The 15,726-nt window shown below is 36.4% G+C and carries 14 protein-coding genes; 5 read left to right on the top strand and 9 right to left on the bottom strand.

Translation table 11 applies throughout. The features are described 5' to 3' along the window. Positions 1-4: 4 nt before the first annotated feature. From M4I44_RS13445 to M4I44_RS13465, 5 genes are all read left to right on the top strand, one after another. Positions 5-1,372, top strand: a complete 1,368-nt coding sequence (locus M4I44_RS13445; protein WP_249965001.1) for a glucoamylase family protein — start codon at positions 5-7, stop codon at positions 1,370-1,372. A gap of 85 nt (positions 1,373-1,457) precedes the next feature. Next, the gene (gene bglX / locus M4I44_RS13450; protein ID WP_249965002.1) at positions 1,458-3,758 is read left to right on the top strand and encodes a beta-glucosidase BglX; all 2,301 of its coding nucleotides are present in this window, start codon (positions 1,458-1,460) and stop codon (positions 3,756-3,758) included. A gap of 95 nt (positions 3,759-3,853) precedes the next feature. Further along, entirely contained in the window at positions 3,854-4,639 is a 786-nt protein-coding gene (locus M4I44_RS13455; protein WP_249965003.1) for a glycerophosphodiester phosphodiesterase family protein, read from the top strand. Between the two features lie 57 nt (positions 4,640-4,696). Beyond that, positions 4,697-6,619, top strand: a complete 1,923-nt coding sequence (locus tag M4I44_RS13460; protein WP_249965004.1) for a discoidin domain-containing protein — start codon at positions 4,697-4,699, stop codon at positions 6,617-6,619. A gap of 237 nt (positions 6,620-6,856) precedes the next feature. After that, positions 6,857-8,245, top strand: a complete 1,389-nt coding sequence (locus M4I44_RS13465) for a M20/M25/M40 family metallo-hydrolase (protein WP_249965005.1) — start codon at positions 6,857-6,859, stop codon at positions 8,243-8,245. An 86-nt stretch (positions 8,246-8,331) separates the two neighbouring features. Here M4I44_RS13465 and M4I44_RS13470 read toward each other — a convergent pair whose 3' ends face one another. From M4I44_RS13470 to M4I44_RS13510, 9 genes are all read right to left on the bottom strand, one after another. Next, positions 8,332-9,432 (bottom strand): PAS domain-containing sensor histidine kinase, encoded by a 1,101-nt coding sequence (locus M4I44_RS13470; RefSeq protein ID WP_249965006.1) that lies wholly within the window; start codon positions 9,430-9,432, stop codon positions 8,332-8,334. A 197-nt stretch (positions 9,433-9,629) separates the two neighbouring features. After that, entirely contained in the window at positions 9,630-10,313 is a 684-nt protein-coding gene (locus M4I44_RS13475; RefSeq protein ID WP_249965007.1) for a YiiX family permuted papain-like enzyme, read from the bottom strand. A 196-nt stretch (positions 10,314-10,509) separates the two neighbouring features. Beyond that, positions 10,510-11,415: a hypothetical protein gene (locus M4I44_RS13480; protein ID WP_249965008.1), complete on the bottom strand. Its 906-nt coding sequence runs from the start codon at positions 11,413-11,415 to the stop codon at positions 10,510-10,512. Positions 11,416-11,433: 18 nt separating this feature from the next. After that, entirely contained in the window at positions 11,434-12,252 is an 819-nt protein-coding gene (gene kdsA, locus M4I44_RS13485) for a 3-deoxy-8-phosphooctulonate synthase (RefSeq protein ID WP_017496575.1), read from the bottom strand. 254 nt (positions 12,253-12,506) lie between these two features. After that, complete coding sequence (locus M4I44_RS13490; RefSeq protein ID WP_017496576.1) at positions 12,507-12,827, bottom strand: hypothetical protein; 321 nt, start codon at positions 12,825-12,827, stop codon at positions 12,507-12,509. 28 nt (positions 12,828-12,855) lie between these two features. Further along, the gene (locus tag M4I44_RS13495) at positions 12,856-13,308 is read right to left on the bottom strand and encodes a hypothetical protein (RefSeq protein ID WP_017496577.1); all 453 of its coding nucleotides are present in this window, start codon (positions 13,306-13,308) and stop codon (positions 12,856-12,858) included. 112 nt (positions 13,309-13,420) lie between these two features. After that, a complete protein-coding gene (locus tag M4I44_RS13500; protein ID WP_026109998.1) occupies positions 13,421-14,098 on the bottom strand; it encodes a lysoplasmalogenase in 678 nt (225 codons plus the stop codon). Between the two features lie 7 nt (positions 14,099-14,105). After that, entirely contained in the window at positions 14,106-15,377 is a 1,272-nt protein-coding gene (locus M4I44_RS13505) for a sterol desaturase family protein (protein ID WP_249965009.1), read from the bottom strand. A gap of 64 nt (positions 15,378-15,441) precedes the next feature. Further along, positions 15,442-15,717: an ATP-dependent Clp protease adaptor ClpS gene (locus tag M4I44_RS13510; RefSeq protein ID WP_026109999.1), complete on the bottom strand. Its 276-nt coding sequence runs from the start codon at positions 15,715-15,717 to the stop codon at positions 15,442-15,444. Between the last annotated feature and the right edge of the window lie 9 nt (positions 15,718-15,726).

Below are 15,726 nucleotides of genomic sequence, written 5' to 3' on the forward strand. Positions count from 1 at the left end.
TATAATGGTTAAAATTTCAGTTTTACTATTAGCTTTTACTTTTTTGAGCTGTAACGGACAAGAAAGCAAACAAACAGAAAAAGAAGAATCGTCTGCTGTAAAATTAACAGATGATGAACTTTTAGCTGTAGTTCAAAAAGAGACGTTTAAATATTTTTGGGATTATGCTGAGCCAAATTCAGGATTAGCAAGAGAACGTTACCATCCAGATAGAATTTATCCTGAAAACGATGCGCATATTGTAACCACAGGAGGTTCAGGTTTTGGATTGATGGCTATTGTTTCCGGAATGTCACAAGGATATGTAACGAAAGAAAAAGGAGTTGAGAGACTGAACAAAATTGCTGATTTTTTAGGCAAAGCGGATCGTTTTCATGGAGCATGGTCGCACTGGATAGATGGAAATACAGGAAAAGTAAAACCTTTTGGAACCAAGGATAATGGTGGAGATTTAGTCGAAACATCATTTTTGGTTGCAGGAATGATTACCGTTCGCGAATATCTAAAAGACGGTTCAGAGAAAGAAAAAGCGGTAGCTCAAAAATACGATGCACTTTGGAAAGGAGTAGACTGGCAATGGTACACGAATAATAAAAATGTTTTGTACTGGCACTGGTCACCAACTTACAACTGGCAAATGAATTTTGCTCTTGAAGGCTACAACGAATGTTTGATTACCTATGTCATGGCAGCATCTTCACCAACACACGCGATCGATGCAAAAGCATATCATGAAGGCTGGGCGAGAAGCGGCGGAATAGTTTCTTCTAAAACAAAATACAATATTCCTCTAATTTTAAAACACAATGGAGCCGAGGAATTTGGCGGACCATTGTTCTGGGCACATTATTCGTATGTAGGACTTGATCCGAACCAGCTAACAGATAAGTATGCCAACTATTGGGATCTGAATGTCAATCAGGTAAAAATTGATTACCAGTATTGTATCGAAAATCCAGGGAAATTTAAAGGATACGGAGCCGATTATTGGGGCTTAACCGCGTCTTATTCCAGAAATCCTGACGGATCTATTGGGTACGATGCTCACATGCCAAGCAACGATAAAGGAGTTATCTCTCCAACAGCAGCCATTAGTTCAATTGTGTATACACCAAAAGAATCAATCGCTGTAATTAGAAATTTATACGAAAATCATAAAAAGGAAACTTTTGGAGAGGCAGGGTTTTATGATGCGGTTAGCCTACAGAATAATTGGGTTGCAAAACGGTACCTGGCTATTGACCAGGGACCTGAAGTAGTAATGATTGAAAATTATCGTACCGGTTTGCTTTGGAAACTATTCATGAATGCTCCCGAAGTAAAACAAGGTTTGGTTAAGCTTGGTTTTAAATCCGGAAAGTACGGATTCTAGTAACAGGAGCTTATGACAGTTCAGCATTTTATGGCTGGACATTTAAACCAATAAAAAACGAACACAAACAAATAAATATAGTAGAATGAAGAACAAATTAGTCTTACTGTTTTTAGGATGTGCTGTTCTGGGATATGCTCAGAAAAAGAACACTAAGAATACAGTAAAAATAAAACCAAAATCGGAGTTTGTAGCAGAGTTATTGTCAAAGATGACACTGGATGAAAAATTAGGGCAGCTTAATTTACCAACCTCCGGAGATATTACTACAGGACAGGCAAACAGTTCTGATGTGGCGAAAAAAATTGCTGAAGGTAAAGTTGGAGGTTTGTTCAATATTAAATCTGTTCAAAAAATTAGAGAAGTACAAAGAATTGCGGTGGAAAAAAGCCGTCTGAAAATTCCATTGATTTTCGGAATGGACGTGATTCATGGTTACGAAACTACTTTCCCGATTCCGTTAGGATTATCTTGTACCTGGGACATGGATCTGATCGAAAGAAGTGCTAGAATTGCAGCTCAGGAAGCAAGTGCCGATGGTATTAACTGGACATTCTCTCCAATGGTTGATGTTTCTCGTGATCCGCGTTGGGGAAGAGTTTCTGAAGGTTCAGGAGAAGATCCGTATTTAGGAAGTCAGATTGCAAAAGCAATGGTAAACGGTTACCAGCAAAACGATCTTTCTAAAAACAATTCAATTATGGCCTGTGTAAAACACTTTGCTTTATACGGAGCACCAGAGGCAGGTCGTGATTACAACACGGTTGATATGAGTCATATTCGAATGTTCAACGATTACTTTCCTCCATACAAAGCTGCTGTTGATGCAGGTGTAGGTTCTGTAATGGCTTCTTTCAACGAGATTGACGGAATTCCTGCAACAGGAAACAAATGGCTGATGACAGATGTTTTAAGAAAACAATGGGGCTTTAAAGGTTTTGTGGTTACCGATTTTACAGGGATTCCTGAAATGATCGAGCACGGAATGGGAGATTTACAAGCTGTTTCGGCACTTTCGTTAAATGCAGGTGTTGAAATGGACATGGTGGGTGAAGGTTTCTTAGGAACTTTGAAAAAATCGTTAGACGAGAAAAAAGTAACGATAGAGACCATCGACAATGCTGTCAAACTTATTCTGGAAGCAAAATACGATTTAGGTCTATTTAGTGATCCTTATAAGTATTGTGATGCTAATAGAGCAAAAACAGAAATTTTTACTGCAAACAGCAGAAAAGAAGCTCGTTCGACAGCTGCACAATCATTGGTGTTGTTAAAAAACCAAAATCAATTGTTGCCACTTAAAAAATCAGGAACAATTGCTTTAATCGGACCCTTGGCAGATGCCAAAGAAAACATGCCGGGAACCTGGAGTGTAGCAACAAGAATGGAAAATGCAATCTCACTTTTAGCAGGAATCAAAGAAGTAGCAGGAGCATCGACAAAAGTTTTATATGCAAAAGGAAGCAACTTAGATTACGATGAAGAGTTTGAAACGAAAGCAACCATGTTTGGTAAAACGTTACACCGTGACGGACGTTCGAAAGAAGAATTACTGGCAGAAGCATTAAAAGTAGCCAATCAGTCAGACGTAATTGTTGCGGCACTTGGAGAATCTGCAGAGATGAGCGGTGAATCAAGCAGCCGTACCAATCTGGAAATTCCACAAGCCCAAAAAGATTTATTAAACGCCTTGCTAAAAACAGGAAAACCGGTTGTTTTAGTATTGTTTGACGGTCGTCCGTTAGTAATTAAAGAAGAGAATGAAACCGTTCCGGCTATTTTAAATGTTTGGTTCGCAGGTACAGAAGCGGGTTATGCTATTGCTGACGTTTTGTTTGGAGATGTAAACCCTTCCGGAAAACTAACATCAACCTTCCCAAGAAGTGTTGGTCAGTTGCCAATTTACTATGCACACAAAAATACAGGAAGACCTTTGGTTAACACAGAAGGTAAGTTCGAAAAGTTCAGATCCAACTATATTGACGAAAGAAACGAGCCATTGTTTCCATTTGGTTTCGGGTTAAGTTATACCACTTTTGAGTATTCAAATCTGAAAATTTCATCTGATAAAATGAACTCAGGCGAAAAGCTAAAAGTAACGGTAGATGTGGCTAATACAGGAAATTATGATGGAAAAGAAACGGTTCAATTGTACATCAGAGATGTAGTAGGATCGGTAACAAGACCTGTAAGAGAACTTAAAAATTTCCAAAAAATAACTCTTAAAAAAGGAGAAAAACAAACCGTGACATTCGAGATCACAGTTGAAGATTTAAAATTTTATAACTCTGCTTTACAATTTGTGGCAGAACCTGGACAGTTTGATGTTTTCGTTGGTGGAAATTCAAATGCCGAGAAGAAAGTTAGTTTTGTATTAACTAATTAAGTTGGTTTATTGATTAGTAATTAGCCCTTCGTAATTGGTTAGCGAAGGGCTTTTTTTTAAAAGACATTTTTTTAAACCTTTATAAATTTAAAATAATGAATACTACTAAAGCACTTCGGATAGCATTACTTTTAACAATAACAATGGCTTTTCAGTCCTGCTGTGTGAAAGAAAATGCAATTGTGGCACATCGCGGGGCATGGAAAAAAAACAATCTTCCTGAAAATTCTATAGCCGCTCTAAGACATGCCATCGACTTAAAACTTCCCGGTTCAGAATTTGACGTATGGAGAACAGCCGACGATTCACTTGTCATCAATCATGATGCACATTACAACAAATTGCTTATTGAGGAAACCAATTATGCCGATCTTATAAAGTTTAAACTTTCAAAGGGAGAGAAGCTCCCAACCTTGTACGAGTATATTGCTGAAGGTAAGCGAAATAATAAACGCACACTTTTGGTTTGCGAAATAAAACCTTCGGAAATAAGTAAAGAAAGAGGGAAAAAAACGGCGTTGATGGCTGTTGAAACCATCCATAAACTTAAAGCAGAAAGAAATACCTGCTACATTAGTTTTGATTACGAAATGCTGAAACAAATCAGAGAAGTCGATTCCCGGGCAAGTTTACAGTACCTCGAAGGAAACAAATCTCCGAAAGAAGTTAAAGCAGATCATATCAACGGCGTTGATTATCATTATTCCGTATTTAAGAAGCATCCGGAATGGATCAAAGAAGCCAAAGAATATAAAGTTATTTTAAATGCCTGGACAGTAAACGAAACGGCCGATATGGACTGGATAATTGATCATAAATTCAATTATATCACTACCAATGAACCTGAGTTGTTAGAACAAAGGATAAAACAGAAAAAATAGAGCTATTGAAACTGTGTTTTCTCTTTTGGAGAAAATCTTTTATATAAAAATCATCCTATGAAAAAAATATATGTAGTAGTTGTTATGCTGATACTAGTTAGTTTAAGCAATACAATACTCGCACAAAACACTAAAATTCCCGGTAAAACAGAATGGTTTGACCCCAATAAAAAAGCAACGACCTACTGTAATCCAATCAATATTGGGTACAATTATACTACTGAGAATCACAATGGTATTCCGGAATCCAGACGTTCCAGTGCCGATCCGGTAATTATTACATTCAAAGGCGAATACTATTTGTTCGCGACCAATCAGGCAGGATATTTCTGGAGTAAAGACATGTCGGACTGGAAATTTGTATACGGAAGTTTTCAACGCAAGCCAGCCGACGACGATCAATGTGCACCTGCAGCCTGGGTAGTCAATGATACCTTATTTTATGTGGGTTCGACCTGGAAAAGAGATCATCCAATCTGGAAAACTGCCGACCCAAAATCAGGACAATGGCTGCGACATGTTGATAAAGCGATGCTGCCAACCTGGGATCCTGCTATTTTTCAGGACGATGATAAAAAGGTATACATGTACTATGGTTCAAGCGGTAAATTACCTCTTGTAGGCGTAGAAGTAGATTATAATACCTGGCTTCCGAAAGGCAATCAGGCAGCTTATGAAAAATTATACAAAGCCACCGAAGTAGAAGATATTCAGCGTGCTTATGGGGAGATAAAAGAAGTAGTAGGTTTAGATCCTGCTAATCACGGCTGGGAACGTTTTGGTCCCAATAATGATATGGAACCCGCACCCTGGGGGAATTTTATAGAAGGAGCCTGGATGACCAAACACAATGGCAAATATTACATGCAATATGGAGCTCCTGCTACGGAATTTAAGGGGTATGCCAATGGTGTCCATGTTGGAAACAGTCCGTTGGGACCTTTCACCTATCAAAAACACAATCCTATGTCATACAAACCGGGAGGATTTGTAATCGGAGCGGGACATGGAAACACTTTTGCAGACAATTATGGCAATTACTGGAATACCGGAACCTGTAAGATCTCCATCAAAGACCGTTTCGAACGTCGTATTGATATGTTTCCTGCCGGATTTGATAAAGACGATGTGATGTATTCGATTACTTCTTATGGGGATTTTCCAATTGTTCTTCCCACAAAAAAACGCAACCAGGAGAAAGGAGCTTCTTCCGGCTGGATGCTGCTTTCGTATAAAAAGCCTGTCTCTGTTTCCTCTTCAGAAGAATGCATGGAAGTGGAAACCCACAGAATGGACAATGGAGGTAAAAAAGTATACGAGAAGTTTTGTTACGGGGCGGTTAATTTAACCGACGAAAATATTCAAACGTATTGGTCTGCAAAAACAGCTGATCCGGGTGAATGGTTACAGCTTGATTTAGGCAGACAAATGCAGATCAATGCCTTGCAGATCAACTATGCCGATCATAAAGCAACACAGTTCAATAAGGCAATGGATATTTATTATCAGTACAAAATATTCATGTCGGATGACGCCGTAAACTGGAAATTGGTAGTCGATAAATCTAAAAATGCAAAAGACGTTCCGCATGATTATGTCGAGCTGACGAAAGCAATAAAAGCACGTTACATTAAAATGGTCAACGTTCATAATGCCTCCGGATTGTTTGCAATTTCAGATTTCAGAGTGTTTGGAAACGGATTGGCAGAAAAACCACAGTCGGTTCCTGATTTTAAAGTAGACAGAAATGCAGTTGATGCAAGAAACGCTATGATTTCCTGGAAAAAACAAGAGAAGGCAACCGGTTACAATATTTATTACGGAATTGCACCGGACAAATTGTATAACAGCATTATGGTTTACGACGAAAGTTCGTATGATTTTAGAGGCCTGGATAAAGGAACCACTTATTATTTTACTATTGAAGCGTTTAATGAAAACGGAATTGGTGTAAAAAATGAAGTAGTAGAAGTAAAATAATTCTCATTTTGACCTCTTGAGTGTAATTTATCTTAACACATAGAGTAACATAGGTTCCGTATCTGTAAAAAAGACGTTCCACTTCACTGAAATACACCTATTTCTTTTGTAGTTTTTTTTATATCGGAAGTCTATGTTTCTGTGTGTTATTTTTTTTCGAAATCGTTACATAAAAATACTGGCAGTTCTAAAGAATTTTGTTCCTTTGTTTAACAACCAAAAAATGCTATACAACCTATGAAAAAAACGATTCTGTTAACTGCATTAGTTTTAAACGGATTGACATCTTTTGCGCAGTCAAATGATGAGAAAAACATTAAATTATTTTATAAAAAGGCCCTGACCGAGTCTAAATGTTATACCTGGTTAGAATATTTGTCTAACGACATCGGAAGCCGTTTATCAGGTTCTGCAAGTGCCGAAAAAGCAGTGCAATACACGAAAAGACAATTGGAAACCCTTGGTCTAGACAAAGTTTATCTACAGGAAGTAATGGTTCCGCATTGGGTACGCGGCGAAAAAGAAACCGCTTATATTTTAGATAATAAAACGAAAACTGTAGTGCCAATTTGTGCTTTGGGAGGATCAGTTGCTACTCCTAAAACGGGACTTACAGCCGAAGTAATCGAAGTAAAGGGAATTAAAGAACTGGCAGAATTAGGCGATAAAGTAAAAGGTAAAATTGTGTTCTATAACAGACCAATGGATCCGGAAAATATCGAAACCTTTAAATCTTACGGAGCCTGTGTAGATCAAAGGTATGCCGGTGCAAAAGAAGCGGCAAAATTAGGTGCAGTTGGAACAATCGTACGTTCGATGAACTTGCGTTTAGACGATTTTCCGCATACAGGAGCTCAAAGTTATGGCGACTTACCAAAAGATCAATACATTCCAACTGCCGCAATCAGTACAAATGGAGCAGAATTGTTAAGTAAATCTTTGAAAGTAAATCCGTCTTTGAAATTTTATTTCAAACAATCATGTGAGACCTTGCCGGATGTTTTATCGTATAATGTGATTGGAGAAATGACCGGAACAGAAAACCCTGGCAACATTATGGTTGTCGGAGGACATTTAGATTCCTGGGATTTAGCAGATGGTTCACACGACGATGGAGCAGGAGTGGTTCAAAGTATGGAAGTAGTTCGAATTTTGAAAAACTTAAACTATAAGCCTAAAAATACGATTCGTGTCGTTCTGTTTATGAATGAAGAGAATGGAGGAAAAGGTGGTGCTAAGTATGAAGAAGTTTCGAAACAAAAGAACGAGAATCATATTTTTGCGTTAGAGAGCGATTCTGGAGGATTTTCTCCAAGAGGATTTTCAATTGAAGCAGATGACGCTAATTTTAAGAAAATAGCTGGATTTAAAGACCTTTTTGAGCCTTATTTGGTGCATAGTTTCACTATTGGACATGCAGGATCAGATATCAATCATTTAACCTCTAAATCGATTGTAAAAGCAGGTTTAAAACCGGATTCACAACGTTATTTTGATTACCACCACGCGGCAAACGATAAGTTTGATGCTATTAATAAAAGAGAATTAGAGCTTGGAGCTGCAACCATGACAACTTTGATGTATTTAATGGATCAGGGTGGAATTGTTCTTCCGGCTGCAAACTAAATTGCAAAAATCAAATTCAAATTCCAAATTCCAATAAGGCTGACCTTATTGGAATTTGGAATTTTTTTATTTAGAAGTTTATGTGATTAACTTTTAAACGTGATCGTAAATTTTGCCCCTTTGTTGGGGGTACTTTCCACGTCAATATGACCGCCAAGATTCGTTACATGATTATAAACCAGATAGAGTCCGATTCCGTTACTGTCTTTGTTTGAGTTAAATGTTTGATGTAATCCAAAAATTTTGTCTTTTACTTTTTCCATATCAAAACCAATTCCGTTATCCGAAATAATCAACTGTGTGGTTCCGTTAATATTAAAGGAATTAAAACTGATAAATGGTAAAAAACCAGGTTTTGAGTACTTAATCGAATTGGTAATCAGATTCAGGAATATACTCTTTAAAGAAGTTTTGTTGAAAAGAATTGTTTCTGCCTCCGAAAAATCAATTGAAATTTTGGCTTTCGAATTGTGGATTAAGGAATTAATAGAGTCTAAAACTTCTTTCAATACAACTTCAAAATGCAGGACTTCCAACTGATCGTCTTCTTCATTTTTTTTATCCAGAAGTGCCACATGATCAATTAATGTTTTCTTTAAACTTTGTGTAGAAATTTCAATAATAGAGATTAATTCGAGCGTTTCGGGATCTGTAATAGTAGATTTGTCCAAGAGATCAAAAACGGCCAGTATGTTGTTTACAGGAGATCTTAAATCGTGTGCCGTAGTATAAGTAAGCTGTCTGAGTTCCTTATTGAGTTTGGTAAGTTCTGCCAGATGAAGATTTCTTTCCTGTTCCATCTCTTTTCTGAAAGTGATGTTTTTAGCAACAGCATAAACGAGTCTGTCTTTGGCAACCGGAAAAGAACTCCATAAAAGCCAAACGATAGTACCGCTTTTAGTCACATATCGATTTTCAAAATTATACAAACCAATATCCTGAGTAAGTTCTTTGCGGGCATTTGTAGTCGTCAGTTTATCGGCTTCAAGAATAAAATCGTTTATGGGTCTTGAGAGTATTTCTTCTTCAGTATAGCCCAGTAATTTAGTCATAGCCGGGTTTATTCTTTTAAAATAGCCGTCAAAACCGGCAATACACAATAAATCGGGTGAAGAGTCAAAAAAATCTTCAAACTGCGGGAAAAAATGCAGATTATTTTGGGAATATTTAGGTGCTCTATCGATCATAGTTTAAACCTAACTTAAAATTTACTCTGCTAAAATAGTATTAAAATGTTAGATTTATGTTTTGATTTTAACTATTTTGTTGAATATTCGTTTAAAAACATTTTAATACGTTAAAGAGTTGTCATGGGGGTAAAAATGTAAGTTTTTAGAAACGAAGTTTTTTTGTTTTATTCGTCGATACTGACAAAAAAGGGCTTTTAGTAGGTGTCAATAACCGTTTTTAGGAGGTCAGAATCAGCCAAATCAACAGGAGCGACCACTTTTTCGTCGAGCGGAATGTTATTTCCGTATCTTTCCTTGATTATTTTTTGTACCCTTTGATCGGTTAAATTAAAATCCTTTAACTGTTTTAGTTTGGACAATTCGATGTTTGCGGCATTTTTGTAAATTTTCCAGATCAGTTCAGAGCAATAAATTCTGGTATCGCTCCATTCAAAATACGCGTCATATTCTTTTCCGTCAAATTGCTGACTGTACGCTTTCATTTTTTGCAGTACTACAGGAGTTAAAACTTTATCCGAGTTTTTTAATCGTTTTACAAGATATTTGGACTCTTTTCCGTGCTGAATCCATTCGTTAAAAGGAGTAAGTTTTACAGGCTGAACTGCTTCAAAAACAAACCATTTTCCGTTGATATCGTAAATGATGCCACAATGAGAAAATTTAGAGTTTGTGGCAATTCGTACGGCTTCACATTGCGGAGATTGAGAGGTTTGAAAAATAATATCCCCATCCTGAATTTTAGTTTGTAAAGTGTTTTCCTCTTTGGTTTTGGTAGGGGAAAACGGATTGTTAGGAAAAACTTTCAGCGCAACAAACAAAGCACAGCCAAAACTGAGTAAAAAGGTAATAACCGGAAAGAGATATTTTGATTTTTTCATTTTGTAAAGGTGAAATGTGATATGTAAAATGTAAAATGAGATCTGTAAAACTTGAAACCTGAAACCTGAAACCTGAAACCTGAAACCTGAAACCAATACCTTAAACCCTCATCTACCAATTTAGCGAGACAAATAAAGGTCAAAAAAAAATAGTTACCAAAATGATAACTATTTTTAAGTATAATTTTAAGAAATATTAGATTCTGAAGATTCCACCTACAGCAATAATTCTTTGAAAAAAGAAAAAGTCTTGAGAAGCCCTATCTTCATTACTTTGACTAGTTCTAATATCCTGCATGTTGATGTAACCACCTTTTAACTCACCCTGTATGTAAAAATACTTGAAAAAAGTAAGGTTGATTCCCGCTTTTGCAGAAAGGCCATAACCTGAAATATGAAAATCATCATGACGTTCTTTTCCTAAAAGAGTTGTATTGGTTTTAGGATATAAAAGTCCTGCACCTAAACCCTCAGTTAGGTTAATCTGAATCTTATCCGTATTTGTGATACCAAACAATTTAGAAATATCATCATGTCTGGAAACCTCAGTATTAATATAGTTCAAACCATCTGTATGTTCGTACATTAAAAAAGCGGGACCATTTTGCTGGATCTCACCTTTTCCGAAACCACCTTCCTGAGCACCGCCCTGAGACATGTCTACAGGTCTATTGTTGTAAACGCCATTGTAAATAGATCCGGCCTGATCAGCAGGTAAATTGATGTAACCATTTACATTAGCTGTTTGATTCTGAGTCATCACATATTTCATATGATCCCAACCAACCGAAACGCTGTAATGATCGCTAAAGAAGTACCCCATTCTGAAGTTGGTTTGCGGAATCGTCATGTTAACCGGATTTACATAATCAATATGCCATCCTTTTGGTTTATCATGCGCTTTCATATTATCAACTGTAAAGTTGTAGTCTTTCCCTCTGAAATTCACATCAGATTTAGTGTAACTTTCTCTGTTTCCTCCCCAGGAAACGAAAAATTTTCCTTTGTTGTGGGCGGTGTATCTTTGTACTGTGATTTCTTCCTGCGCAAAAGTGCTTACTGAAAAACACAACAAAAAGAAAACTAAAATATTTGTTTTCAATGAAATGGTATTAAGAAATTAAAATGAGTTAACCGTTTTTCTGATCGCTACTAATTTGGTCATTAAACCTTCGAAATAGTCTAAATGAAGCATATTAGCACCATCACTTTTGGCATTAGCAGGATCGAAATGAGTTTCGATAAAGATACCGTCAACACCAACAGCAATACCTGCTTTGGCAACAGTTTCGATCATGTCCGGTCTTCCTCCCGTAACACCGGCAGTCTGGTTAGGCTGTTGTAACGAGTGTGTTACATCCAGAACTGTAGTAGCATATTGCTGCATAGTAGGGATTCCTCTGTAATCAACAATCATATCCTGGTAACCAAACATAGTACCGCGATCTGTAACCATAACATTTTCGTTGTTACAATCCAGTACTTTTTGTACAGCATGTTTCATACTTTCCGGACTCATGAATTGTCCTTTTTTCAAGTTAACCGTCTTTCCTGTGTTTGCTGCAGCAACAACAAGGTCAGTTTGACGAACCAGGAAGGCTGGAATTTGTAAAACGTCAACGTATTGTGCGGCCATAGCAGCATCTTCATTGGTATGAATATCGGTTACGGTTGGAACGTTAAAAGTCTCTGAAACTTTTCGTAATATTTTTAATGCTTTTTCGTCACCAATTCCTGAGAAACTATCGATTCTTGAACGGTTGGCTTTTTTAAAAGATCCTTTAAATACAAAAGGAATCTGAAGATTGTCGGTAATACCAACTAATTTTTCTGCAATTCTAAGAGCCATTTCTTCTCCTTCTATGGCGCAAGGTCCTGCTAATAAAAAGAAGTTGCCGCTTTCAGTATGCTTAATTTGTGGAATATGTTGTATGTTCATAGTATGTTTTTTTGACAGTGCAAAGGTAGTTATGATTTATGAATAGCAGATGAAGATTTATGTTTTTTTTAAGAAGCTAATCTGGTTATCTGCTGTGTAATTTATGTTGAAATCAGGATTATTCCCTCGAGACTATTGCAAGACTTCATTCAAAATTTTAAATGTTTAAGATGAAGGGCAATATTAATGCGTTACAAAAAGATAATAAATGACATTTATCATGTTGCTTGAAAATTAGTAGTATCATGAAAAAATTACTTTTCGTAAGATCGTTTCATGAAGTACTGAATGATTATAACCACTATCAGGACAAACGTAAAAATAAGCGTGAACATAAAAAGCCCGACAAACTCCATTCCGCATCTAAGGGAATTTGGATTTTGCTCGATATATTTATTAGCATTATACGTGGCAATGTAAAAGGAAATAACAGGTACTATTATTTGCGCGATGAGACTAATTATACAAACCGTTCCGAATTTTAAAGATATAGTTTCACCAATCGCTTTTCTTCCGGCTATAATCTGAAATAGTAATGGAAGAATAAGTAAAATTAGAGGTATGCTTTCTAACATATTATAATTCTGAGTGTAATTTTATTCCTTAATTGCTCTTTAAACGCAATCCCATTGGAACCATTAAAATACCTTTTTCATAAACGTTCAGATAGAGTTTTACCGGCTTCTTTTGCCCGTCCCATTTAAGCTCATATACATTTAGGAATCCTGCCCCCATGTCGCTTCTTTTGGTTGGGAAAGGACAACAGGTTTCTAAGCGGGTATAGGTTATTTTTTCACCATTTGGACCTGCTAAAGCATTTAAAAAACGAGTTTCGTTTAGAGCTTCATTTCGGGTATTCTGAAAAAACAGGTTTACAGGATAATCAGGGTCGTAACCGTATTTTTTATCGTTGCTGAAAAGCGTAATCGAAAATGTATTGTCTTTCTTTAAAACAAGATCAGGAGCGTTGTCATCGACATTTTTTAAAGTCGATTTTGTGCTTATACAAGATGTTACGCTGATAATGAGAACAATAAAAAGGGCTATTTTTTTCATGGTTTATTAATGTTGGTCCTACAAATGTAAAGTGTTTTTACTACAGATGATAAGGATTTAAAGATTTACGGGAAAAATGGTTGTAAATCTGCTGCATCACTATATTCTGCGGTTAATCTGCTTTTTTAGTATTTAGTTTTAAAATACCAATTACAATCAGATATTGTGCCACAAGGTAGGTAAGCATTATAAAAAAGGAACTTTTTTCGATGGGAGCATGAAATTTATTGAAAGCCAAAATACTATCAGAAGTAACAAATGAAACTGCACCTGCTAAAACGTAAAGACTGCCTGTTTTTTTCCAAGTCAGACTGCCATTAAAAGCAAACAGCAACATTGTCGAAATTACGGCTGCATAAATGATTACAGGGATTTTTAATTCACCCAGATTTGGCATCAAAAATAAAACCATTCCAACTAAATAAAAAGCGATAAGCAGGCTGCCAATTGCGAAAAGGACTTTATTGATAGTAGTATTTCTTTTTGTTTGTTTGTTGAAGAGGACGCAATACATGAGGTGAGCAATTAGGAAAAAAAGAAGCCCTAAAATAAAATAGATCTCACCAATATCAGCAAAAAGCAGAATTACATCACCCAGCCAGGAAAACAATAATGCTCCCAAAAGGATGTTTTTTGAAGGGAACTTTCCGTGAAAATAAACTCCGAATCCTAATAACGGTACCAAAACAGGTTTTAGAAACAAGTCCAGATTTTGGTATTCTAAAAACAAAATAATTAGATATAGAATACTGACAACGATAAAGGATTTAAAAAAATAGTGATTTCTCATAATCGGTTTATGAATTAACAGGTTGGTTTCGGTAGTTTTTAAAATCAATATTTACAAAGTAAATTGTAATTAAAAAGGATAAGGTCAAATAGGTTAAAATAACAGGATTACTAAAGGGGATAACTTGATTTAAGCCAAACCAGTCTCCATAGTACATGATGATGCCAATGGCAATACTAAAGCGTAAACCTTCCCAAAAAATGGCATATTTACTTTTGTCCATCAATTCGCTGTAACTGTAAATTGTAATCAGAATAAAAAATCCGTAGAGGAAGATATTGGGCAATCCGATTTTGGCAACATTATCAAATAAATACGTCACAAATAATAGCGTGATTAACATTTGAATTACGGACCAGTAAATTAGCTTTTGTGAATTTTGAGTACCATATTTATTGAAGGCAAAAACATTTTCGATTTTGGTTACGGGATATTTTTCTTCAAAATTTTCAGGTCTCCAGCCGGTGGGTTTAAACCAGATTGTGAGTTTGTCTTTCCAGTTTTCGGCACGCCAAGCGTCTTTAAGCAGTAAAGTTAAATGCTGAAAATTAATTCGGATAGGATTCCAGGTTTGTGCCGGTCTCGTAATACCAAAAACAGGAGGAACATCGTCTAATTCGGCCTGAAAAGTACCAAAAAGTTTGTCCCAGAAAATAAAAATCTGAGAATGGTTTTTATCTAAATATTCAGGGTTTATAGCATGATGTACGCGATGATGCGAGGGTGTAACCAGGATGTATTCCAGAAACCCCATTTTTTTGATGTGTTTCGTATGGTACCAAAACTGCAGAAACAAATGGAGGGGCAGGGTAATGGCTATTACAGAAGCCGGAACTCCTAACAATGCGGCCGGAATTAATAAAAATGTAAACAAATTAACCAGACTTGCGATAGGCTGGCGTAATGCGCAGGCAAGGTTAAATTCTTCGCTGCTGTGGTGAATGGCATGTTTGTTCCAGAAAAGATTAATCTGATGCGCCCATCGATGGCTCCAATAACCATAAAAATCAATGACAAAAAAAGCAATACAATAAGAAAGTACGTTGGCTTCCAGATGATAAAGCGCAATTTTAGAAACCAGCCATTCATATGAAATGAAGGTCAGACTCAATCCCAGAACGTCTTTGACCGAATTGGTAATTCCGGAGCTGATACTCGATACGCTGTCTATTAAAGGAGCGGTATCGTTCTTTTTATAAATGCCGTATAATTTTTCGATTATAATTAATACTAAAAAAATCGGCGTTGCAATAATCAATATCTTTCCGTATTCTTCCATAAAAAAACGATTCTATTTTATTCAAATATAGAATAAAATAGAATCGTTTTTAAATTATTTGCAATTAAACAATTTCAGCGCTTAATCCGGCTTCCAAAAGTTGGGTACATTGCGGTTTTAATTTTTCAATAGGCCCTGTTTTTACAGTGCATTTTCCGTTGTAATGTACAATTAGGGAACATTGTTCTGCTTGCTCTGGCGTATGACTGCAAACACGCATCAAAGTGTCAATTACGTGGTCAAAAGTGTTTACATCGTCGTTGTAAACAATGATTTCGTTATTGAAACCTGTGGCTTCCTTTTCGCGAACTCTTTCTCTTACTTTTTCTTTAGTACTCATTTTTTTAGG

Source organism: Flavobacterium sp. B183 (genome assembly GCF_023539155.1).
Taxonomy (GTDB): domain Bacteria; phylum Bacteroidota; class Bacteroidia; order Flavobacteriales; family Flavobacteriaceae; genus Flavobacterium; species Flavobacterium tructae.

What these genes read in the sequence shown, in the direction of transcription:
- M4I44_RS13470 (WP_249965006.1), bottom strand. Translation starts at nt 9,432, where the DNA reads ATGATCGATAGAGCACCTAAATATTCCCAAAATAATCTGCATTTTTTC.
- M4I44_RS13445 (WP_249965001.1), top strand. Translation starts at nt 5, where the DNA reads ATGGTTAAAATTTCAGTTTTACTATTAGCTTTTACTTTTTTGAGCTGT.
- M4I44_RS13510 (WP_026109999.1), bottom strand. Translation starts at nt 15,717, where the DNA reads ATGAGTACTAAAGAAAAAGTAAGAGAAAGAGTTCGCGAAAAGGAAGCC.
- bglX (WP_249965002.1), top strand. Translation starts at nt 1,458, where the DNA reads ATGAAGAACAAATTAGTCTTACTGTTTTTAGGATGTGCTGTTCTGGGA.
- M4I44_RS13505 (WP_249965009.1), bottom strand. Translation starts at nt 15,377, where the DNA reads ATGGAAGAATACGGAAAGATATTGATTATTGCAACGCCGATTTTTTTA.
- M4I44_RS13460 (WP_249965004.1), top strand. Translation starts at nt 4,697, where the DNA reads ATGAAAAAAATATATGTAGTAGTTGTTATGCTGATACTAGTTAGTTTA.
- M4I44_RS13500 (WP_026109998.1), bottom strand. Translation starts at nt 14,098, where the DNA reads ATGAGAAATCACTATTTTTTTAAATCCTTTATCGTTGTCAGTATTCTA.
- kdsA (WP_017496575.1), bottom strand. Translation starts at nt 12,252, where the DNA reads ATGAACATACAACATATTCCACAAATTAAGCATACTGAAAGCGGCAAC.
- M4I44_RS13465 (WP_249965005.1), top strand. Translation starts at nt 6,857, where the DNA reads ATGAAAAAAACGATTCTGTTAACTGCATTAGTTTTAAACGGATTGACA.
- M4I44_RS13455 (WP_249965003.1), top strand. Translation starts at nt 3,854, where the DNA reads ATGAATACTACTAAAGCACTTCGGATAGCATTACTTTTAACAATAACA.
- M4I44_RS13490 (WP_017496576.1), bottom strand. Translation starts at nt 12,827, where the DNA reads ATGTTAGAAAGCATACCTCTAATTTTACTTATTCTTCCATTACTATTT.
- M4I44_RS13475 (WP_249965007.1), bottom strand. Translation starts at nt 10,313, where the DNA reads ATGAAAAAATCAAAATATCTCTTTCCGGTTATTACCTTTTTACTCAGT.
- M4I44_RS13495 (WP_017496577.1), bottom strand. Translation starts at nt 13,308, where the DNA reads ATGAAAAAAATAGCCCTTTTTATTGTTCTCATTATCAGCGTAACATCT.